Raw genomic sequence first — 20,628 nt, 5'->3', positions numbered from 1 at the left:
AGCTCAACATCAAGAGCACAGCATTCAGCACACCCCTCCAGAACACACATGAGGCAATCCACATGGCCGAGATCCTGAGCCTGAGTGATGCGGTGAAGCGCTACGTCGAGGATGGCGCCACCGTTGCCATGGAAGGCTTTACCCATCTGATCCCGTTTGCCGCCGGGCATGAAGTCATTCGCCAGCGCAAGCGTGATCTCACCTTGATCCGCATGACTCCGGACCTGGTCTACGATCAGCTGATCGGTGCGGGTTGCGTCAAGAAGGTGATCTTTTCCTGGGGGGGCAACCCCGGCGTGGGGTCGCTGCACCGACTGCGCGATGCGGTGGAGAAGGGCTGGCCCCATCAGATCGAGATTCTCGAGCATAGCCATGCGGCCATGGCCTGCGCCTTCGAAGCAGGGGCCGCAGGGCTACCGCTGGCGGTGTTGCGAGGCTATGTGGGCAGCGAGCTGCCCAACGTCAACGAGCAGATCAAGTTCATCGAGTGTCCCTTTACCGGTGAGCGCCTGGCCGCCGTTCCATCGGTACGCCCGGATGTGTCCATCGTGCATGCCCAGAAGGCGGATCGGGCCGGCAATGTGCTGGTCGAGGGCATCATCGGCGTGCAGAAGGAAGCGGTGCTGGCGGCCAAGCACGCCATCGTCACCGTCGAGGAAATCGTCGACGACCTGGGAGCCCACCCCAATGCCTGCGTGATTCCAGGCTGGGCCATCGACGCCATCGCCGTGGCGGAAAAGGGCTCGCTGCCGTCCTACGCCCACGGTTACTACCCCCGGGACAACCGCTTCTACAAGGAGTGGGACGCCATTGCACGGGACCGGGATGCCTTTACCCGGTGGATCGACGACAACATCATCCAGACAGGGGGGCACGCCTGATGAACACCGCTACCGACTACACCTCCGCCGAGATGATGACGGTGACCGCCGCCCGCGCGCTGGAGAACGGCATGACCTGCTTTGTCGGCATTGGTCTGCCCTCCGAGGCCGCCAACCTGGCACGCCTGACCCACGCTCCCGAGGTAGTGCTGATCTACGAATCCGGCACCCTGCAGACCAAGCCCGATGTGCTGCCGCTGTCGATTGGCGACGGTGAGCTGTGTGAGTCGGCGCTGACCACCGTGTCCGTGCCCGAGATGTTTCGCTACTGGCTGCAGGGCGGCAAGGTCAGCGTCGGCTTTCTGGGCACGGCGCAGATCGATCGCTACGCCAACCTCAATACCACGCTGATCGGTGACTACACCGCGCCCAAGGTACGCCTGCCGGGCGGTGGCGGGGCGCCGGAAATCGCCACCAACGCCGGCGAGGTGTTCATCACCTTGAAGCATTCGCCACGCGCCTTCGTGCGCGACGTGGACTTCATCACCACCCTGGGCTTCGGCCGCGACGGCAAGGGACGCGATGGCGTGCCCAACATCGGCAAGGGGCCGACCCGGGTGATTACCGATCTGTGCGTGATGAAGCCCGATCCCGTCGATCGCGAGCTCACCGTCGTCTCGCTGCACCCTGGGGTGAGCCGCGAGCAGGTGCAGGAAGCGACGGGCTGGGATATCCGCTTTGCCCCCGAGCTTGCCGCGACGCCCGAGCCCAGCGACCACGAACTGGCGGTGCTGCGCGAACTGAAGGCCCGCACCGAGCGCGCCCATAGCGGCCAGTAAGAGCCCCGGTTTTCCCCTGTTTACGACACGCCCCGCGCCGATGCGCGGGGACAGCAAGGAGTCCGCCATGAGCGACGTCTATCTCTGCCATCCTCGCCGCAGTGCCATTGGCCGCTTCGGGGGTACCCTGTCCAGCGTGCGCCCTGATGATCTGGCGGCCGATATCTTCAAGGCAGTGCTGGCTCAGGCGCCCGATCTTGACCCTGCGGCCATCGAAGAAGTCTTCATGGGCTGCGCCAATCAGGCCGGTGAGGACAATCGCAACGTGGCGCGCATGTCGTCGCTGCTGGCGGGGCTTCCTACCTCGGTACCGGGCACTACCATGAACCGGCTGTGTGGTTCCGGCATGGATGCGGTGGGGACCGCCATGCGTGCGATCAAGGCCGGCGAGATGGATCTGGCCCTGGCCGGTGGCGTCGAGTCCATGTCGCGGGCGCCTTACGTCATGGGCAAGGCGGAGGGGGCGTTCTCCCGCGGACAGACGATCGAGGACACCACCATCGGCTGGCGCTTCGTCAATCCATTGATGAAGAAGGTCTACGAGACCCACTCGATGCCGGAAACCGCCGAGAACGTGGCCGAGCAGTTCGCTATCTCGCGGGCGGACCAGGATGCCTTTGCCGTGCGCTCCCAGGAGAAGACCGCACGGGCCCAGCAGCAAGGGCGTTTTGCCTTGGAAATCACGCCTATCGAGATCCCCCGGCGCAAGCAGCCGCCGCTGGTCTTCGACAGCGATGAGCATCCGCGCTCCGGCACCACCCTGGACAAGCTGGCGAGCTTGCCGACACCCTTCAAGCAGGATGGCAGCGTCACCGCCGGCAATGCGTCGGGGGTCAACGATGGCGCCTGTGCGATGCTGGTGGCCAGTCAGGCCGCAGTGGAGCGCCACGGCCTGACGCCGATGGCGCGCATCCTAGGGATGGCCACCGGCGGGGTCGAGCCGCGTATCATGGGCTACGGCCCGGTGCCCGCGGTACGCCGCCTGCTGGCGCGCACCGGGGTAAGTATCGATGAGATCGACGTGATCGAGCTCAATGAAGCCTTCGCCGCTCAGGCGCTGGCCTGCATGCGGGACCTGGGCATTGCCGACGATGACCCCCGGATCAATCCCAATGGCGGCGCCATCGCCCTGGGGCACCCCCTGGGGATGTCCGGTGCGCGGCTATTGATGACCGCCGCCCACGAACTGCATCAGCAGCAAAAGCGCTATGCCCTGTGCACCATGTGTGTGGGTGTGGGGCAGGGGATTGCCACCCTGATCGAGCGCGTTTGATCCCGCCAACGGAGACCGCCATGAGCTTTGCCAAGATCCACCACCGCACCCTGAGCTATCGCCTGCTGGGCAGTGAGGCGCTGCCATTACTGGTGTTGGCCCATCCGCTGGGCATGAATCAGTCGGTCTGGGATGAGCTGCTGCCGCGCCTGATCTCACGCTATCGGGTGCTGACCTGGGACCTGCCGGGGCACGGGGCCAGTGGGCCATTGGAGCCCGGCGGCGCGATCACCCCGCAGGACCTGGCGGATGAGCTGCTGGCGCTGCTGGCCGAGGTGGGGATTGCTGACACCACGCGCCTGCATTTCGTCGGCACCTCCATCGGTGGTGTCATTGGCCAGGCGTTGATCGCGCATCATCCCGAGCGACTGGCCTCGGCCAGCCTGACCAATACCGGGGCGCAGATCGGCAATCTCGAACTGTGGTCGGCCCGCGCCGGGCGCGTGCGCGCTGAGGGGCTCGCCGCCATGTCCGGCGAGATCGTACCGCGCTGGTTCGCCGCCAGGGCGTTTGAGGCCAACTCGGCGCTGGCGCCAGGCTGGCAGCTGGCCATGGGCCGTGGCGACGATGAGTCCTACGCCCAGCTGTGCGAGATGCTGGGGCAGGCGGATTTCCGGGGCCGCCTCGGCGATGCGGGTCATCACCCTCCAGCGTTCAGGGTCAACCTGTTGGCGGGCAGTGAGGATCTGGCGACGCCTCCCGCCTCGCTGGCGGCCTTGGCCGAGCACATCCCCGGTGCTGAGCTGACGGTATTCGATGGCGTCGGCCATGTGCCCTCGGTGGAGGCACCCCAGCGCTTGTGCGACTGGCTGCTCGATGCGCTGGCGCCGGAGCTGGGCGATGTGGCCGAGCACGGTGTTGCCTATTCGGTCGGGATAGAGACACGCAAGCAGGTGCTGGGGGAGGCGCATGTGGCGCGCTCCACCGCCAAGGCCACGTCGCTGGACGCGCCGTTCCAGCAGATGATCACCCGGCTGGCCTGGGGCGAGCTGTGGTCCAATGACGACCTGACGAGACGCGAGCGCAGCATGATCACCACCGGCATTCTCGCCGCCCTGGGGCGCGAGGAGCTGACCCTGCACTTGAACACCGCCCAGCGCATCGGGCTGAGTGAGGCGGAACTGCGTCAGGTGTTGATGCATGTCGCCATCTACGCTGGCGTACCGGCGGCCAACCACGCCTTTGCCCTGGCCAAGGAACTGGGATGGGGCGCCTGTGAAGGTGAGGGCTAGGCAGGGTAGGGCAGGGTTAATCTGCATCTGGGGCACGGTTGTCGCCGCAGGGGAAGAGTGATACATAGCTGTCACACAATGGCAGCGCTGAATGTTCCAGTAGGGAGTGCCGAGTCCTTTCTGTCTGCTTCCCTCTATTCCGTCGTTCACTACATGGCCGAGTGCCCGTGATAGTGGCCTAACGTTTCGGGCCGTTGCTAGACTGGAACGGGGACGGATGCTGGGCAGGAGGGCGCGGCCCGGTGCATGCCCTTATTTGGCGGCAAGAGGTAACTCCTAGATGCGGTTCATGACGTGTGTGGCAGCGTTGCTCGGTGGGCTGATGGCCCACTCGGCGGCGGCCGATTGGCGTTTCACCCAGGCCCACCAGATGTTTGGCGATGCGCCAGCGGCCAAGGTAGAAGATGGCGACGGTCATTCGTTGGCGCTGGTGTGCTTCAATGGGGTGCCCATGGTGTCGGTAGCGGGTTACGCCTCCGGCATGGGTGCAGACCGGCGCAAGCCTCTGGATGTGCTGGTGGATGGCATCGGCTATCGTCTGGAGTCCCGTCATTCGCCCAAGGATGGCGTCTGGTTCGCGCCTTCGCCGGCTCGCCTGACGCGCACTCTGCAGTCAGGCAACGTCGCCGTGATCACTCCCCAGGACACGCTTCCAGCGCGCTTTTCGCTGATGGGGTCTGGCGAGCCCATCGAACGCGTGCTCGCCGCTTGCCAGTGAGTCCTGTCATCCCTCGTCGTTGAGATGGCCAGCGCCCTGATGCCCAAAGTCCTGACGTTTTATGCTCAATCACCGTATCAAACTGCGTCATCTCAACGCCTTTCTTGAGGTCTCTCGGCGCCGCAGCTTTGCGCGGGCTGCCGACTCCCTGGCGATCACCCAGCCGGGCATTTCCAAGGCCATTCGTGAACTCGAGGACATCGTCGGTGCCACGCTGTTCGAGCGTGGCGCCCAGGGCGTCAGTCTGACCCAGGCCGGGCTCACCCTGTTAAGGCACGCCGGCCCTGCGCTGAAGGCCCTCGAGGAGGGTGTGGGTGCCCTGGCGGATGCCCATGGTGGCCATGCCTGGTTGAGGATCGGTGCGCTATCCACGGTGGAGTCACGGCTGATGCCCGCGGCTCTCGGCCGTTTCCAGACATCGCCTCACGGCCCCACTACCAGCGTCACGGTGGTCACGGGCGCCAGCGCCTATCTGCTGTCTCGATTGTCACTTGGCGAGCTGGACATGGTGGTCGGACGGATGACAGAAGCCCGCGAGATCCGTGATCTGGCCTTTGAGCACCTCTACTACGAGTCACTGCGGCTGGTGGTTCGTCCCGGCCATGGGCTGGCCGGGCACGTGCTTGAGGATACCGCCCCCCTCGGGGAGTGCCGCTGGGTACTGCCGCCCCAGCAGACGACCCTGCGACAGCAGGTCGACAGCTTCTGTGTGCGTCACGCCATCAGCCTGTCGTCGCCCTGTCTCGAGACCCTGTCGCTGACGCTCAGCCGTCGCTACACCCTGGAGAATGACGCCATCTGGGTGGCGCCCTTCGATGCCGTGGATGACGACCTGCAGGCAGGCCGTCTGGTGGAGCTGTCGCTGGCCTTCGAGCACCAGGGTGGATCGGTGGGGCTCTGTACCAACGCGTCAGTGGACACCAGCCTGGCGCTGGATGATTTCGCCGAGTCACTGCGCCAGGCCGCCGCCGAGCGCCAGCACTGAACGATGTGGTCGCCAGGTCCTGAGGGCGGTGACTGCACCGCGATCACTGGCCTGATGGCGCCAGCCCGAAGCGCTGATAGAGCTCCTGAGGGGCTTCATGTCGATGCATCTCCGCGATCATCAGCTGGCGCAGGTGTGACTCGATGGTCGGGTCACGAAAGGGCGTGGTCTGACCGGGATCGCCGGCCAGGTCGTACAGGCAGGTATAGGTCTGGGCAAAGCCTCCGCCCTGCAGCGGTGGGCGCTTGGCATCATCCTTGGCCGTCATCCGCAGCACGGGGGCGCCCTTGGTGAAGTCGAAGCCTCGATACAGCTCGGCGTCGGCCACCTCTGACGGAGTGAACAGGCTAGCGGTGTGCATCGGCATCAAGGTGTATTCGTAAAGAGGCCAGCGTTCCATGTCCCGCGGATACAGGAAGTAGCTGTAGTGGCCATCGGTGGCGTTAAGCGCTCCGCCAAAGATGCCGTACAGGGCCAGCTCGCGCACCTGGTCGGCGCTACCGTCGATCAGTGGCAGCAGTGATTGACCACAGCCATGGGCCGGCGCAGGTAGTTCGAACAGGTCCAGTAGCGTGGCCGACAGGTCAGTGGTCTGGGTCAGCGAGGTGCAATGTGTGCCCCAGCTGTCGGGATGACGGGGATCGTGGATCAGCAAGGGAATGTTGGCGATCTCATTGAAGAAGGGCATCCGGTTCTTGCCCCACCAGCCATGCTCGCCGAGCATGAATCCGTGGTCGGTCGTCAGCACCACGGCGGTGTCCTGCCACATCTCCTGGGCGTCCAGAACATCCAGCAGGCGACCCAGCTCATCGTCGCAAAAGCTCACCAGAGCGCCATAGTTGGCGCGTATTTCCTCGATTTCCTCAGTGGTGGCCTGCTCGGTCGTGCGGTACTGCGGCCAGGTATAGATCGGTCCCTGATAGCGCGTGGGAAAGTGCTCGCGATAGCTGGCTGGCGCGCTGAACGGCTCATGGGGGTCAAAGCATTCCAGGTGAAGAAACCAGTGGTCTTCAGCGCCGTTGGTGGCCAGAAAGGAGAGCGCCGAGTCGACGCACTTGACCACCGGATAATCCTCGCGGGAGCGCAGGGCGGTCTCATTAAGCATGCCCTGGACGCGATGACGGATGCGCTCACCGCCAAACTGTTCGGGGTGGTACTGCTCGCGGAAGCGCTCCAGCGGTGGCTTGACCATGGCGACCCAGGGGTCGCTTTCCTGCCCGCGAATGAAGTCGAAGCTGGAATAGCGATTGTGGTAGGTCGAGCCACCATCTTCGAAGTAGTGATTGTGATCGGTGACCAGGTGGCTATAGACCCCAGCCTGGCCCATGCTGACCGCAAAGGAGTCGTCGAAGATCTCCAGCGGGCCCCAGCTGCGATGCAGGAAGTTCAGCCGGCCGGTGTGCATGTCGCGTCGAGCAGGCATGCACGGCATGCTGCCGATGTAGTGGCGATCAAACCGCATGGATCGTGCTGCCAGACGGTCAAAGTTGGGGGTGGCGATGGCGCCCCCGTAGCAGCCGAGGGCGGAGCGATTGAGAGAGTCAAACAGGACATAGATGACGCGCATGCACGTTTCCTTTGCGGAGACCGGAGTGGGCCCTTGGCCGCTGACGGCTCCAGGCCCGTCCGGTGTCGAGGTAGGTCGTCAAGGTCGGTCGTCAGGCTCAGTCGTCAAGGTCGGTCGGCAAAGTCGAGAACGCTCTGGGCAAAGCCTTCGGGCCAGTCGCGGCCGTCGAAATCCTCGAGCACCTGGGTACGCACGCTGGCAGCAAAGGCGTCTCGTTCAGCGTCGCTCAGCTCGACGACGGTCAGCCCCTCGTCACGTAGGGCTTCGACGATCTGGGCTTCCTGCTCCTGTGCCAGTTGCGTGGCGTACGCCATGGCCTCCTGGGCAGCTTGCTCCATGGCTTGCTGATCTGCTGGTGACAAGGCCTGGAAGCTGTCGTCATTGATCACCAGGGCCTGCCCGACCAGCTGGTGGTGGGTCAGGATGACGCTGTCCTGCACCTCGTAGAGGCGATTGGCATAGATGGTGGGCAGCGGGTTTTCCTGGCCGTCGGCGACCCCCTGATTGAGCGCCTGGAAAAGCTCCGGAAACGGGATGGGCGTGGGGCTGGCACCCAGTCCACGGATCACCGACAGCGACATCGGGTTGGTCACGGCACGCAGTTTTACACCCTGAAACTCCTCCGGAGTGCGGGGTATCTGGTCGGCCATGGTCACTTCGCGTGTGCCGAAGTAGTAGTAGGCCAGAATGCGCAGGCCGGCGTCCTCCAGCAGCCGTTGTCGCCACTGCTGGCCGAACTCGGGGGCGTTGAGCAGGGCCTCGAGTCTTTTCCAGTCGTCAAAGAAGTAGCCCGCCATGGTCACCGAGTATTCGGGCACCACATCGGCAAGGATCGGAAACGATGGTTTGCCCAGGTCGATGGCACCGCTGTAGAGCTGGTTGAACAGCTCACGATCATTGCCGAGGTGGCCGCCATCGCTGACCTGGATGGTGACGTTTCCCTCTGAATACTGTTCGGTGAGCTCGGCAAACCGGTGCATTGCCTGGGTCACGGGTTCATCGGGCATGTTGACCAGGGCCAGGCGAAGCTCGCTGCTGGCGCCGGCCGACAGGCTGGCGATGAGACAGCTGGCAGCGACAGTGGCGGCCAGGCGGTGTGTCCATAGATGGCGACGAGGCGAAGATGTCATGGTGAAGCGCTCCGGGTGTCGTTGTTGTCTGGGTGTTGGCGACTCGATGATGACGCTCTGGCAATGGCGTGTTGCTGATGGCATTGCTCTGGCGGTGCCGCGCCACGGCTCACATGCCCAGGGCCCTGGGGATGGCCAGCACCAGCGAAGGCACCGCGGCCATGATGGCGAGGCTCAGAATCAGCGGGATAAGGAAGGGCGCCACCGCCAGGGAGACTCTGGCCAGGCTGAAGCGAGTGATGCCCCGCATCACGAACAGCGACAGCCCGATGGGCGGAGTGAATTGCCCCAGCATAATGGCGAACACCGAGCAGACGCCGAAGTGAATCGGATCGATGCCGAACTGCTGGGCGGCGATGGGCGTCAGCATGGGCGCCAGGATCAGCATCAGAATGGCATTTTCGATGACCGCCCCCAGAATCAGGAAGGTCAGCATGGCGGCGAACATGAAGCCACCCGCGCTGTCGATGTGGCCACTGGCGATGCCAGCGATGGCCTGAGGCAGCTCCGCATCGGTCAGCACCCAGCCCAGCAGCAGGGCGGTGGCGATCAGGAAGAGCAGCCGCGACGACTCGATGACGGTGTCGTAGAGCACGTTGTAGAGCGTCCGCCAGGTGAGGTCGCGATAGACCAGGGTGGTGATCAACAGGACGTAGATGACCGCGGCAGCGGCTGCCTCGGTGGCACTGAAGACCCCCAGAGTCATGCCGCCAACGATGATCACTGGCGTCGCCAGCGCCGGCAGGGCACCGATGAAGGCGCTGGCAAGCCTGAGCCAGCCATCCCAGCTGTGGTCCACGTAGCCGTTGCGCCAACCGACCAGGAACACGTAGATCATCAATGCCAGGGCAATCAGAAAGGCAGGCAGGATGCCGCCGAGAAACAGACCGGTGATGGAGACGCCCGAGGCCGCGCCGAACAGCACCATGGGCAGGCTCGGGGGCAGAATCGGGCCAAGTGCCGATGAGGCCAGGGTGATCCCCGCAGAAAAGTCCGGGTCGTAGCCCTTGCGGGTCATCGCCTTGTATTCGATCTCGCCCAGGCCCGCCACATCGGCCAGGGCCGAGCCCGACATGCCGGAGAAGATCAGGCTTGAGCCCACATTGACGTGGCCCAGGCCGCCGGGAATACGGCCAACCAGACGCACGGCAAAGTCGAAGATGCGATCGGAGATCCCCGAGGCCGTGGTGATCTTGCCGGCGAACATGAATAGCGGAATCGCCAGCAGAGTGAAGCTGGCCAGCGAGAACGATACCTTCTGTGCCACCAGCGACAGCGGCAGTCCCTCGATCAGAATGTAGGCCACGGAGACCAGAATCGCCGAGAACGCGATGGGGAAGCCGGCGAGCAGCAGCACCATCTTGAGCAGCAGCAGGTAAAGGATGAGATCAGTCATGGTGGCTGCCCTCTGAAGGCTCAGGCTGCCCGTGTCGGGCCAGCAGATGCAGTCGGCGGCGGATATGGCCAAGGGTGAACACCGCCATCAATAGACTGGCGATGGGGACGATGACCATGACATCACGCAAGCGCCAGCGCAGCGCCGGTAGCTTGTCGAACACCAGGCTCTGGTAGAGCAGGTAGCCGCCCCAGGTCAGGGCCAGCAGGGTGAGCAGGGCCAGCACATCAAAGCCCAGGCGCAACAAGTTAGTGAGGCGTGGCGACAGCCATTCATCGAGCATTTCGACGCGCAGGTGGGAGTCTTCGCGCTGCACGCCGATGGCCCCGATGAACACCAGCCACACCAGCAGATGTGCGGCCAGCTCTTCGCTCCAGTCCAGCGGACTGTTGAAGACGTAGCGCGTCACCACCTGGAGAGCGGCCAGCGCGATAAAGGCCACCAAGGCCAGGCTGCCGATGATGTACTCGGGAGCGCGGCGGGGTGTGGTGTCGGCTGGACGCGCGTGATGGCCAGCGGGCTGTGTCGTGTCCGTGCCAGGTGCCGGCGGGTGTGGGTGGTCGGCCATGGGCTGTCCTCGTCGGGTTCTTGTTGTCGCCACAGGTCATCAAGCGAGACGCTGGGGCGCAGGGACATGCTGAGAGCCTAGGAGAACCAAATGGCCACGAAAAGCGACACTTCTTCCCGCTTTGGTGAACTATATGGTTAAGTTATAGACCTTGGTCGTGGCATTTCTCCACGCCACGGCTCACCGAGTGCCCTTGCGGCATCTCGACGTGCTCATCGTCAGGAGGCGCCATGGCCACCAGCGGACGTAACGTCACCCTGCGACATCTGCGGGTACTGATGGAAATCGTGCGTCAGGGCTCCTTGTTGCGTGCCGCCGAGGCGCTGCACATCACGCAATCGGCGGTGTCCAAGTCGCTGCGCGAAATGGAGGAGGAGCTTGGCGTCAGCCTGCTCGAACGGGGGCGCAAGGGGGTAAGACTGACGCCAGCGGGTGAGGCCTTTCACCAGCACGCAGGCGATAGCCTGGCGAGCTTTTCGCGCGCGATTCGTGCCGCCCGGGAGCCCGGAGAAGAGCGTCAGGCCCTGCGTATCGGCGCCTTGCCGACGGTAGCGGGTTCCATCGTGCCGGCTGCGGTGGTCGCGCTCAAGGCGCGCCGGCGGGATGCCGCGGTGAGTGTCATGACAGGCCCCTATGAGTTTCTCGCGGAGCGCCTGCGCGGCGGTGAGCAGGACTTCATCGTCGGCGGGATGATCAAGCGCGACAACGTTGGCCTGTCGTTCGAGCCTCTATACGAGGAAGAAATCGTCGCGGTCGTGCATGCCAGCCACCCACTCGTGCAGGACAGTGTAGTGACGGCCCTGGCCCTGTCGCGCTATTCCATCCTGGTCCCACCACAGGGGACCACCGTGCGCGGCCTGGTCGATGACTTCTTCCTGGCCTCTGGCGTGGGCGGCGGACTCGACCTGACCGAGGCACTGAGCGATCTGTTCGGGCGCGTCTACACCCGTGATGCCGACGCTGTCTGGCTGGTACCCCGGGGCACGGTCGCGTACGACCTCGCTCAAGGCACGCTGGTTCGCCTGCCGCTGTATAGTCGACTGCTACGGGTGCCGGTGGGCATTACCTCGCGAACGGATCTTGCCTTTTCGAGCCTTGGGCTGACGTTCCTTGAGTTGTTGCGTGCCGAAGTCAGCCGCCGGAAGGGGGCGGACGACCCACCATAACCTCTGGGTTATGGACGCTCGTCAAGGTCTCAATTGGCAGTCCGCGAGGGCCTGGTCACACTGGCGTCATCGCCTTGCCGGCGAGACGTGTCTGAACAACCAATAATCATCCCTTACGTCAGGACCTGGCCCTATGACTCTTCGTCGTCGTTTTGTCGAACGCGATCGCCAATCGCATCCGCCCGCCTATGCGCCCGGTTACAAGACCACGGTGCCGCGCTCTCCTTCCCAGGCCTTGGTCAGCCTGCAGACTCCCAGCGTGTCTGAATTGACCGGCCCGGACTTTCAAAAGCTGCGCATGGGACCCCATGACAACGACCTGTTGCTCAACTTCCGCGATGGCACCGCCCCCGGCCTGCCAGTGGGAGAGCGGGTCATCATGTTCGGGCGGGTCATCGACCAGTTCGGCAAGCCCGTGCCCCACACCCTGGTTGAAATGTGGCAGGCCAACGCGGGCGGCCGTTACCGCCACAAGAAAGATAGCTACCTAGCCCCGCTGGACCCCAACTTCGGCGGGGTGGGGCGCTGCCTGACCGATGAGGACGGCTGGTATCACTTCCGCACCATCAAGCCAGGCCCTTACCCCTGGCCCAACGGCATCAACACCTGGCGTCCGGCGCATATCCACGTCAGCGTCATGGGGCCAGCCATCTCCACTCGCTTGATCACCCAGATGTACTTCGAGGGCGATCCACTGATTCCGATCTGTCCGATCGTGCAGACGCTCAACGACAAGGAAGCCGTCGGCACCATGATCGGACGTCTCGACATGGCGCGCTCGCGTCCGATGGACGCGCTGGCCTATCGCTTTGACCTGGTCGTACGCGGCGAGCTGCAGACCTATTTCGAGAATCAGTGACACGCTCGGCAGCAATGCTTCCGGCAACCAACAGTGATATGCCCTGCGGACGTGTGGCTATGGCGTCCGACGGCAAGGAGATTCCATGCAACAGCCCAATTTCACCCCCACCGCGAACCTGATGCTGCGCGAGACGGCGTCCCAGACAGCGGGCCCCTACGTGCATATCGGTCTGGCACTGGCCGTCGCCGGCCTGCCCGAGCGCGACGAAGAAATCTGGAACGAACTGGCCAAGGACAGTGCCAGCGGCCAGCGCATCGAAGTGGTAGGACGGGTCATCGACGGCAACGGCGACCTGGTCCGCGATGCCCTGCTGGAGGCCTGGCAGGCCGACAGCAGCGGCCACTATCAACCCGCCTTTGACCTCAAGGCGCCATTCAACAGTTTCGGGCGCACCGCGACCACCGCCGAAGGTGACAGCGAATGGCGTTTTGTGACCGTCAAGCCCGGTGCCATCGCCCGTCCCGACGGCCGCACCATGGCCCCTCACATCAACCTGGCGATCTTTGCCCGGGGCGTGAATATCCATCTGCAGACCCGCCTGTACTTTGACGACGAGAGCGAGGCCAATGCCGACTGCCCCGTGCTGGGCGCGATTGAGTCACCCAACCGTCGTCAGACCCTGATCGCTCGTCGTGAAGACAGTGAAGGCGGACTGCCGCGCTATCGCCTGGATATCGTGCTGCAGGGGGAGGGGGAAACGGTGTTCTTCGACTTCTGATCGTGTTCGCTTGACCACACGGACGTCGCGGCCTGAACCGCGACGTCCGTGTCGCTATTTGCCCGCGTTTGCAGCGACGCTTCCATGGCCTATGCTAGCGATCCTTTCCTCCCAGGCATCGAGGCTTCTCCATGGATATCCATCGCATCAACCCCACTCCCCGCTGGTCCGACATCACCGTCTACAACGGCATGGCCCACTTCGTTGAAGTCGCCGAAGCGGATACCAGCGCCGACATCACCGGTCAGGTCGAGCAGATCTTCGCGCAGGCCGAGGAGTCGCTGGCTAAGGTGGCCAGTGACAAGACTCGGATTATTTCGGTGACCATCTACCTGACCGACTTCGCCAACTTCGATGCGCTGAATATCGCCTGGGAGCGCTGGTTCGAGCCCGGCACCGCCCCCAGTCGTGCCTGCGTCAAGGCCGAGCTGGCCAACCCCGAGCTGCTGGTCGAAATGGCCTTCGTGGCAGCGGCGGGGGATGATTTTCGATAACACGTAAGCGTTAGCCACCCGCCACAGGCAGGGCCTTGGCCCTGCCGTCCCGCCACGTTTTTCACGGATACTTCCCGCTGCGACGATTCTCCACCAGCACCTCGAGGATGGCGTTGGCCGCCTTCATCGTTTCGCTGGGCGCTTCACCACGTCGGCGGCTGCACACGATCGGTGAAGTGATGTGCTTTTCGGCCAGGTAGAGGTAGCGGATACCGTCGCGGTTCTGTCGCTTGACCTGTTCCGGTACCAGGGTGATACCGAAGTCCGATACCACCAGGCCCAGCGCCGTCTGCATCTCGTTGGCCTCCTGGGCCACCGTGACCTTGAGGCCGCGCCGGCGAAACAGCCCCAGCACGATATCGGCAAGGCTGGGGCGTGGGCTTGCCGGGTACAGCACCAGCGGATAACTCGCCAGCTCGGCCATGGTCGGGGTGGTGCCCACCAGCGGGTGTCCTTCCGGCACCGCCGCCATCATCGGCTCCTCGAACAGGACTTCCTGTTCCACATCCGGGTCGTCGAGACGCAGACGCCCAAAGCCGATGTCGATCCTGCCTGCCTTCAGCGCCTGCACCTGTTCCACCGTGGTCAGTTCGGCCAGGGTCAGCTCTACCTCGTCCTTTTGTCGCAACTCCCTCACCAGCAGCGGCAGCTGTCCATAGAACAGCGATGGCACGAAGCCGATACCGAATAACTCCTTGTGGCTGCGGGACATGCGGCGCACGGCGGCCACGGTGGTGTCCAGCTTCTCAAGCATCTGCAGGGCATGCTCATGGAAGAACTTGCCGGTGGGCGTCAGGGCCAGACCACGGGGTCCACGGATAAACAGCTGGGCCCCCAGCTCTTCTTCCAACTGATTGATCTGCCGCGTCAAAGGTGGCTGCGCCATATGCAGTCGAGCGGCGGCCCGGGTGATGTTCAGCTCTTCTGCTGCAGCGCAGAAATAGCGTAGGTGTCGAAGCTCCATGATACCTCCAGGGTATGCCTGATTACCCAGACCATATTGGTTCCGCGGTCCGTAGACAACCAGAATTCGTGAAGACGCCGTAAACAGGGGGTTTCGCATCATGGGCCACAAGAGATGGCGTGTGAGAGAAGTCGCCTCTAAGTAAGAGAAAACTTACTCAGGTATGGCTTGTTCACCAGTTTCCGTTCTGTCACGTGCCGGAGTTCCTATGAGCATCACCATTGCATCCATCGAGACGTTGCTGGTCGATCTTCCGACCATCCGGCCGCACAAGCTGTCGATGGCCACCATGGCCACCCAGACCCTGGTGATTGTGCGACTGCGATGCTCCGACGGTATCGAGGGGCTGGGTGAAGCCACCACCATTGGTGGTCTGGCCTATGGCCCGGAAAGCCCCGAGAGCATGAAGGTCAACATCGATACCTATCTGGCGCCGGCGCTCGAGGGCCTGCCAGCAGACAACATCAATCTGGCCATGGCGCGACTGGACAAGCTGGCCAAGGGCAACGTCATCGCCAAGTCGGCGCTGGAGACCGCGCTGCTGGACGCCAAGGGCAAGCGCCTCGGGGTGTCGCTGGCATCGCTGCTGGGTGGCCCTCGCCATGACCACCTGCCGGTGCTGTGGACGCTGGCCAGCGGTGACACCGATAAGGACATCGAGGAGGCCGAGCGGCGCCTGGAGCAGCGTCGCCATCGCGACTTCAAGCTCAAGATCGGCGCCAACCCGGTAGCGCGTGACGTCAAGCACGTGGCCGCGATCAAGGCCGCGCTGGGGGATCGCGCCAGTGTCAGGGTCGACGTCAACCAGGCCTGGGATGAAGCCACCGCGGTGCGGGCGATTGCCGAGCTCGAGGCCGCCGGCGTCGAGCTGATCGAGCAACCCATTCCCGCCCATGAACGGGCCGGACTGGCGCGCCTGTCCAGCCGTTTCGAGGTGACCATGCTGGCCGATGAAGGCGTTCAGGACCTGCGCTGCGGCCTGGCGCTGATCGACTCCGGCTTCAGCGGCGCCTTTGCCCTGAAGATTGCCAAGAGTGCCGGGCCCCGGGGGGCGCTGCGCCTGGCCCACCTGGCCGAAGCGGGCGGCATCGGGCTCTACGGCGGCACCATGCTCGAAGGCACCATCGGCACCGCCGCCTCGCTGCATGCCTGGGCCACCCTGCCCGAGATGGCCTGGGGCACCGAGATGTTCGGCCCCTTGCTGCTGACCGACGACATCGTCACCCGACCGCTGCACTACACCGACTTCGGCGTTGCCTTGCCGGATGGCCCCGGCCTTGGCCTTGAGCTGGACGAAGACAAGCTGCGCGAGTACGCCCGCCGTTAAGGGCGCCTTACCCCACGATCACCAGGAGACACGCCGTGCTATTTCACGTCGAAATGACCGTCAAGCTGCCGCCGGACATGGACCCCAGCCGGGCCGCCGAGATCAAGGCCACCGAGAAGGCCTATTCCCAGGAACTGCAGCGCGCCGGCAAGTGGCGCCACCTGTGGCGAGTGGCGGGCAGCTACTCCAACGTCAGCATCTTCGATGTGGAGGACAACGCCGAACTGCAGGAGCTGGTCGCGAATCTGCCGCTGTTTCCCTACATGGAGATCCGCGTCAAACCGCTGTGCCGCCACCCGTCCTCGGTACGCGAGGACGATCGCTGAATCACGTCGGGAAGGGCGTAACGCTCCCTTCCTGGTCATCCCCGAGCCCGGCCGGCCCCCTGACGAGCCTACGGCAGATGCCGTCCCGGCCAGCTCACCCCGCGCCAATGTCAACGAAGACGTCAATAACAACGATAACAGCGCCATCCCGTGAGGAGTGTGAGATGAACAAGCTAACCACCACCACGCCAGTCCGTATCTTTGACACCCCGGAGGTCCAGGACTTCCTTAACACCGTTGCCGGCTTCGACAAGAACGGCGGCGACGAGCGCGCCAAGGAGATTCTGCATCGCCTGCTGTCGGACCTGTACAAACTGATCGACGACTATGACGTCACCCCGGAGGAGTTCTGGGCGGGTATCAGCGTGCTCAACGCACTGGGTGCCGGCACCCAGTTCGGCCTGCTGGCGCCGGGTCTTGGCTTCGATCATTACCTGGATATGCGTATGGACGCCGAGGACGCGGCCCGCGGCCTTCAGGGCGGCACCCCGCGCACCATCGAAGGGCCGCTGTATGTGGCTGGCGCACCTGAGTCCGAGGGCCTGGCGCGCATGGACGATGGTTCCGACACTCAGGCCGAAGTGATGTGGCTGACCGGTCAGGTCCGTGACACCAGCGGCCAGCCCATCGCCGGGGCCAAGGTCGAGATCTGGCACGCCGACAGCAAGGGCAACTACAGCTTCTTCGACCCTTCCCAGTCGGACTATCACCTGAGGCGCAGCATCTTCACCGACGCCGATGGCCGCTATCGTGCCCGCAGCATCATTCCCTCCGGTTACGGCTGCCCCCCCGACAGCCCGACCCAGCAGGTGCTCGACCTGCTCGGCCGCCACGGCCAGCGCCCGGCGCATATCCACTTCTTTATCTCGGCGCCAGGCCACAAGCACCTGACCACCCAGATCAACCTGGCCGGTGACCCCTACACCTTCGACGACTTCGCCTTCGCCACCCGCGAGGAGCTGGTGGTGGACGCCAGTCGCATCGACGACCAGGCCGAGGCCAGTGCCCGTGGCATTGAAGGACCCTTCACCGAGGTGGTGTTCGACATCGAGCTTGCCGCCACCAGTGATGAGGCCCTGCAGGCGCGCCACAGGCGCCCGCGTGCCCTCGAAGACGTCTGAGGCGCGCACACCCGCTGCCCGATCGCCGGACCCGTGCCGGCCCCTGACTCACACAGGAGCGTCTCGTTCGCGGACTGTGCCTTGCCCCTGACCGGCCCGACAGGCCGACAAGCGACGGGCGAGGCGAGGACGAGATAAAGGACGAGATAGAGGACGAGAGAGGAGAACAACGATGAGCAATAAACTCGATCAGATCGAAGCCCGCGTGCGCGGTGCCGTCGAAGACAACCCAGAGAAGGGCGTCTTTCGCTGCCATCGCAGCATGTTCACCGACCCCGAGTTCTTCGAACTCGAAATGAAACACATCTTCGAGGGCAACTGGCTGTTCATGGCCCACGAGAGTCAGGTCGCCGAGCCCGGCGACTACTTTACCCTGAACATGGGGCGCCAGCCGGTGGTCATCACCCGCGACAAGGACGGGGAGCTGCACGCGCTGATCAACGCCTGCGCCCACCGTGGCGCCACCATCTGCCGCCGCAAGCAGGGCAACAAGGGCACCTTTACCTGTCCGTTCCACGGCTGGACCTTCAAGAACGATGGTCGCCTGCTCAAGGCCAAGAACGAGAAGGTCGGCGCCTACCCGGATGCGTTCAAGCAGGACGGCTCCCATGATCTCAAGCGACTGCCGAAGTTTGCGAACTACAAGGGCTTTCTGTTCGGCAGCCTGAGCGCCGACGTCATGCCCATCGAGGACTACCTGGGCGAGACCAAGAAGGTCATCGACAACATCGTCGACCAGGCTCCCGAAGGCCTCGAGATCCTGCGGGGAACTTCCTCCTACACCTACACCGGCAACTGGAAGCTGCAGGCGGAGAACGGGGCCGACGGCTACCACGTCAGTACCGTGCACTGGAACTACGCCTCCACCATGGACCGCCGCAACTATGACGAGGGCGGCACCAAGGCGGTGGACGCTGACGGCTGGTCCAAGTCGAAGGGCGGTTTCTACTCCTACGAGAACGGCCACATGATGCTGTGGACCCGGCTGCTCAACCCTGAGGTGCGCCCGGTCTACGAGCACAAGGAGCGCATCGAGCAGGAGCTGGGCGAGGCCCGCGCCGACAACATCGTCAACCAGACCCGCAACCTGTGCCTGTACCCCAACGTCTACCTGATGGACCAGTTCTCGACCCAGATTCGGGTGCTGCGGCCGCTGGCGGTGGACCGCACCGAGGTCACCATCTACTGCTTTGCGCCCAAGGGCGAGTCGGCGGAGAACCGCCGGGTGCGCATTCGCCAGTACGAGGACTTCTTCAACGTCAGCGGTATGGGGACGCCGGACGACCTGGAGGAATTCCGCGGCTGCCAGAACGGCTACAACGGCGCCCTGGCCGAGTGGAATGACCTGTCTCGCGGCGCCAAGCAGTGGATCGATGGTCCGGATGAAGACGCCGCCGCCATCGACATGAAGCCGCTCAAGAGTGGTGCCTCGCCAGAGGATGAAGGGCTCTACGTGCTGCATCACCAGCACTGGGTCGAGGAAATGCTGCGCGCCATCGACAAGGAACGCAGCCAGTTCATCGCGACCACCACGGCCACCGCCTGAGCGCCACACAGAGGAGCATGATCATGAGCATCAGCTATCACGATATCCAGGCCTTTGTGTACCGCGAGGCGCGGCTGCTGGACGACCGCCAGTGGGACGAATGGCTGACCCTGTATGCCAAGAAGGCCGAGTTCTGGATGCCCTGCTGGGACGATGACGACACCTTGACCCAAGATCCCCACAGCGAGATCTCGCTGATCTACTACCCCAACCGGGAGGGGCTTGAGGATCGCGTCTATCGGATCAAGACCGAGCGCAGCGGCGCCAGTACCCCTGAGCCGCGTACCACCCATCAGATCACCAACATCGAGGTGCTGAAGGACGAGGGCGATGTGGTCGAGGTGCGCTTCAACTGGCATACCCTGAGTCACCGCTACAAGCAGACCGACAGCTACTTCGGGGTGTCCTACTACACCCTGGACGTGTCCGGCGAGAGTCCGCTTATCACCCGCAAGAAGGTGCAGCTCAACAACGATTACATCCACCAGGTGATTGACGTGTACCACGTCTAGCGCGTCGCAGGAGAACGGCCATGAGCTACACCATTGCGCTCAACTTCGAAGATGGAGTGTCGCGCTTCATTGACTGCAACGAGGGCGAGACCGTCCTCGATGCCGCCTACCGCAACAAAGTCAACCTGCCGATGGACTGCTCCGATGGCGTCTGCGGCACCTGCAAGTGCCACTGCGACCAGGGCGAGTTCGAGCTGGGTGACGAGTACATCGACGAGGCATTGTCCGACGAGGAGCTGCACGAAGGCCAGGTGCTGACCTGCCAGATGGTGCCGTCATCGGACTGCGTGCTGTCGGTGCCGGTGGCCTCGACCCTGTGCAAGACCGCGGTGGACACCCGCAGCGCCTCGGTGGTGCACGTCGAGTCGCTGTCCGAGGACTCCATTGAGCTTGCCATCGACATCGAGGGCGAACCGCTGCAGTTCCTGCCCGGTCAGTACGTGCACCTGGAAGTGCCGGGAGCCGAGCAGCATCGCAGCTACTCGTTCAGCTCACTGCCAGGGGAGAGCCGTGCCAGCTTTCTGATTCGCAATGTGCCTGACGGCCTGATGAGCGGCTATCTCAGCGAGCGCGCCAAGGGCGGTGACGCCATGGCGGTGACCGGCCCCATGGGCAGCTTCTATTTGCGCGCCATCCAGCGCCCGATCCTGATGCTGGCGGGCGGTACCGGACTTGCGCCCTTCCTGTCGATGCTCAAGCAGCTGGCGTTGCTGGAAGCACGGGGCGAGGGCGCCGGACAGCCGATCCACATGATCTACGGGGTGACCAAGGACGATCACCTGGTCAAGTGCGAGGAGCTGGATGCCGCCGTCGAGGCGCTGCCCGACTTTGACTATCTGACGGTGGTCGCCGACGAGGGCAGCAGCCACGAGCGCAAGGGCTACGTCACCCATCACATGGACGAGAGCAAGCTGCATGGTGGTGATGTCGATGTCTACCTGTGCGGCCCGCCGCCGATGGTGGACGCGGTGCTCAAGCATTTCGACCAGCAGGGCATCAAGCCCGCCAGCTTCCACTACGAGAAGTTCACCCCCAACTGAGTGAATCGCCAGCCAGGCCAGGG

General features: G+C 63.9%; 21 protein-coding genes. 16 read left to right on the top strand and 5 right to left on the bottom strand.

Going from position 1 to position 20,628, the window contains the following annotated elements:
• Window positions 1-62 precede the first annotated feature (62 nt).
• The 6 genes from KUW18_RS16050 (at window position 63) to pcaQ (ending at window position 5,868) form a co-directional block, all read left to right on the top strand.
• On the top strand, window positions 63-881 hold the full coding sequence (locus tag KUW18_RS16050; protein WP_206940583.1) for a CoA transferase subunit A: 819 nt from the start codon (window positions 63-65) through the stop codon (window positions 879-881).
• Window positions 881-1,660: a CoA-transferase subunit beta gene (locus tag KUW18_RS16045; protein ID WP_206940581.1), complete on the top strand. Its 780-nt coding sequence runs from the start codon at window positions 881-883 to the stop codon at window positions 1,658-1,660. The genes KUW18_RS16050 and KUW18_RS16045 overlap by 1 nt, the downstream gene beginning before the upstream one ends.
• Before the next feature lie 67 nt (window positions 1,661-1,727).
• The gene (pcaF, locus tag KUW18_RS16040; RefSeq protein ID WP_222561848.1) at window positions 1,728-2,933 is read left to right on the top strand and encodes a 3-oxoadipyl-CoA thiolase; all 1,206 of its coding nucleotides are present in this window, start codon (window positions 1,728-1,730) and stop codon (window positions 2,931-2,933) included.
• A gap of 20 nt (window positions 2,934-2,953) precedes the next feature.
• On the top strand, window positions 2,954-4,165 hold the full coding sequence (locus KUW18_RS16035; RefSeq protein WP_222561847.1) for an alpha/beta fold hydrolase: 1,212 nt from the start codon (window positions 2,954-2,956) through the stop codon (window positions 4,163-4,165).
• Between the two features lie 280 nt (window positions 4,166-4,445).
• Complete coding sequence (locus KUW18_RS16030; RefSeq protein WP_222163977.1) at window positions 4,446-4,883, top strand: hypothetical protein; 438 nt, start codon at window positions 4,446-4,448, stop codon at window positions 4,881-4,883.
• 61 nt (window positions 4,884-4,944) lie between these two features.
• Complete coding sequence (gene pcaQ / locus KUW18_RS16025; RefSeq protein WP_222561846.1) at window positions 4,945-5,868, top strand: pca operon transcription factor PcaQ; 924 nt, start codon at window positions 4,945-4,947, stop codon at window positions 5,866-5,868.
• A 43-nt stretch (window positions 5,869-5,911) separates the two neighbouring features.
• Here pcaQ and KUW18_RS16020 read toward each other — a convergent pair whose 3' ends face one another.
• The 4 genes from KUW18_RS16020 to KUW18_RS16005 form a co-directional block, all read right to left on the bottom strand.
• Window positions 5,912-7,435: a sulfatase-like hydrolase/transferase gene (locus KUW18_RS16020; RefSeq protein WP_222561845.1), complete on the bottom strand. Its 1,524-nt coding sequence runs from the start codon at window positions 7,433-7,435 to the stop codon at window positions 5,912-5,914.
• Between the two features lie 104 nt (window positions 7,436-7,539).
• Window positions 7,540-8,565 (bottom strand): TRAP transporter substrate-binding protein, encoded by a 1,026-nt coding sequence (locus KUW18_RS16015; RefSeq protein WP_222561844.1) that lies wholly within the window; start codon window positions 8,563-8,565, stop codon window positions 7,540-7,542.
• Window positions 8,566-8,674: 109 nt separating this feature from the next.
• Entirely contained in the window at window positions 8,675-9,961 is a 1,287-nt protein-coding gene (locus KUW18_RS16010) for a TRAP transporter large permease (RefSeq protein ID WP_222561843.1), read from the bottom strand.
• The gene (locus KUW18_RS16005) at window positions 9,954-10,529 is read right to left on the bottom strand and encodes a TRAP transporter small permease (protein WP_222561842.1); all 576 of its coding nucleotides are present in this window, start codon (window positions 10,527-10,529) and stop codon (window positions 9,954-9,956) included. The genes KUW18_RS16010 and KUW18_RS16005 overlap by 8 nt, the downstream gene beginning before the upstream one ends.
• Before the next feature lie 230 nt (window positions 10,530-10,759).
• Between KUW18_RS16005 and KUW18_RS16000 the strand changes: the two genes are divergently transcribed.
• From KUW18_RS16000 to KUW18_RS15985, 4 genes are all read left to right on the top strand, one after another.
• The gene (locus KUW18_RS16000) at window positions 10,760-11,695 is read left to right on the top strand and encodes a LysR substrate-binding domain-containing protein (RefSeq protein ID WP_222238852.1); all 936 of its coding nucleotides are present in this window, start codon (window positions 10,760-10,762) and stop codon (window positions 11,693-11,695) included.
• Window positions 11,696-11,828: 133 nt separating this feature from the next.
• Entirely contained in the window at window positions 11,829-12,554 is a 726-nt protein-coding gene (pcaH, locus tag KUW18_RS15995) for a protocatechuate 3,4-dioxygenase subunit beta (protein ID WP_206940569.1), read from the top strand.
• A gap of 85 nt (window positions 12,555-12,639) precedes the next feature.
• Entirely contained in the window at window positions 12,640-13,275 is a 636-nt protein-coding gene (gene pcaG / locus KUW18_RS15990) for a protocatechuate 3,4-dioxygenase subunit alpha (RefSeq protein WP_222561841.1), read from the top strand.
• Between the two features lie 131 nt (window positions 13,276-13,406).
• Window positions 13,407-13,769 carry a RidA family protein gene (locus KUW18_RS15985; RefSeq protein ID WP_222561840.1) on the top strand — a complete coding sequence of 121 codons (363 nt, stop codon included), beginning with the start codon at window positions 13,407-13,409 and terminating at the stop codon, window positions 13,767-13,769.
• Window positions 13,770-13,830: 61 nt separating this feature from the next.
• On the opposite strand, the gene KUW18_RS15980 is transcribed toward KUW18_RS15985, so the two are convergent.
• Window positions 13,831-14,733 carry a LysR family transcriptional regulator gene (locus tag KUW18_RS15980; RefSeq protein WP_222561839.1) on the bottom strand — a complete coding sequence of 301 codons (903 nt, stop codon included), beginning with the start codon at window positions 14,731-14,733 and terminating at the stop codon, window positions 13,831-13,833.
• A gap of 208 nt (window positions 14,734-14,941) precedes the next feature.
• On the opposite strand from KUW18_RS15980, the gene KUW18_RS15975 reads away from it, so the two are divergent.
• The 6 genes from KUW18_RS15975 (at window position 14,942) to benC (ending at window position 20,605) form a co-directional block, all read left to right on the top strand.
• Window positions 14,942-16,060, top strand: a complete 1,119-nt coding sequence (locus KUW18_RS15975) for a muconate cycloisomerase family protein (RefSeq protein ID WP_206940561.1) — start codon at window positions 14,942-14,944, stop codon at window positions 16,058-16,060.
• Window positions 16,061-16,095: 35 nt separating this feature from the next.
• Window positions 16,096-16,386 (top strand): muconolactone Delta-isomerase, encoded by a 291-nt coding sequence (catC, locus tag KUW18_RS15970; RefSeq protein WP_206940560.1) that lies wholly within the window; start codon window positions 16,096-16,098, stop codon window positions 16,384-16,386.
• Window positions 16,387-16,550: 164 nt separating this feature from the next.
• Entirely contained in the window at window positions 16,551-17,507 is a 957-nt protein-coding gene (catA, locus tag KUW18_RS15965) for a catechol 1,2-dioxygenase (RefSeq protein ID WP_206940558.1), read from the top strand.
• 172 nt (window positions 17,508-17,679) lie between these two features.
• Window positions 17,680-19,053 carry a Rieske 2Fe-2S domain-containing protein gene (locus tag KUW18_RS15960; protein WP_206940556.1) on the top strand — a complete coding sequence of 458 codons (1,374 nt, stop codon included), beginning with the start codon at window positions 17,680-17,682 and terminating at the stop codon, window positions 19,051-19,053.
• A gap of 23 nt (window positions 19,054-19,076) precedes the next feature.
• Window positions 19,077-19,565: a benzoate 1,2-dioxygenase small subunit gene (gene benB, locus KUW18_RS15955; RefSeq protein WP_206940548.1), complete on the top strand. Its 489-nt coding sequence runs from the start codon at window positions 19,077-19,079 to the stop codon at window positions 19,563-19,565.
• 20 nt (window positions 19,566-19,585) lie between these two features.
• Window positions 19,586-20,605: a benzoate 1,2-dioxygenase electron transfer component BenC gene (gene benC / locus KUW18_RS15950; protein ID WP_222238858.1), complete on the top strand. Its 1,020-nt coding sequence runs from the start codon at window positions 19,586-19,588 to the stop codon at window positions 20,603-20,605.
• Window positions 20,606-20,628 lie beyond the last annotated feature (23 nt).

The organism is Halomonas sp. DP5Y7-2 (assembly GCF_019802025.1).
Taxonomy (GTDB): domain Bacteria; phylum Pseudomonadota; class Gammaproteobacteria; order Pseudomonadales; family Halomonadaceae; genus Halomonas; species Halomonas litopenaei_A.
This window is presented reverse-complemented; position numbering and strand designations above follow the sequence as displayed.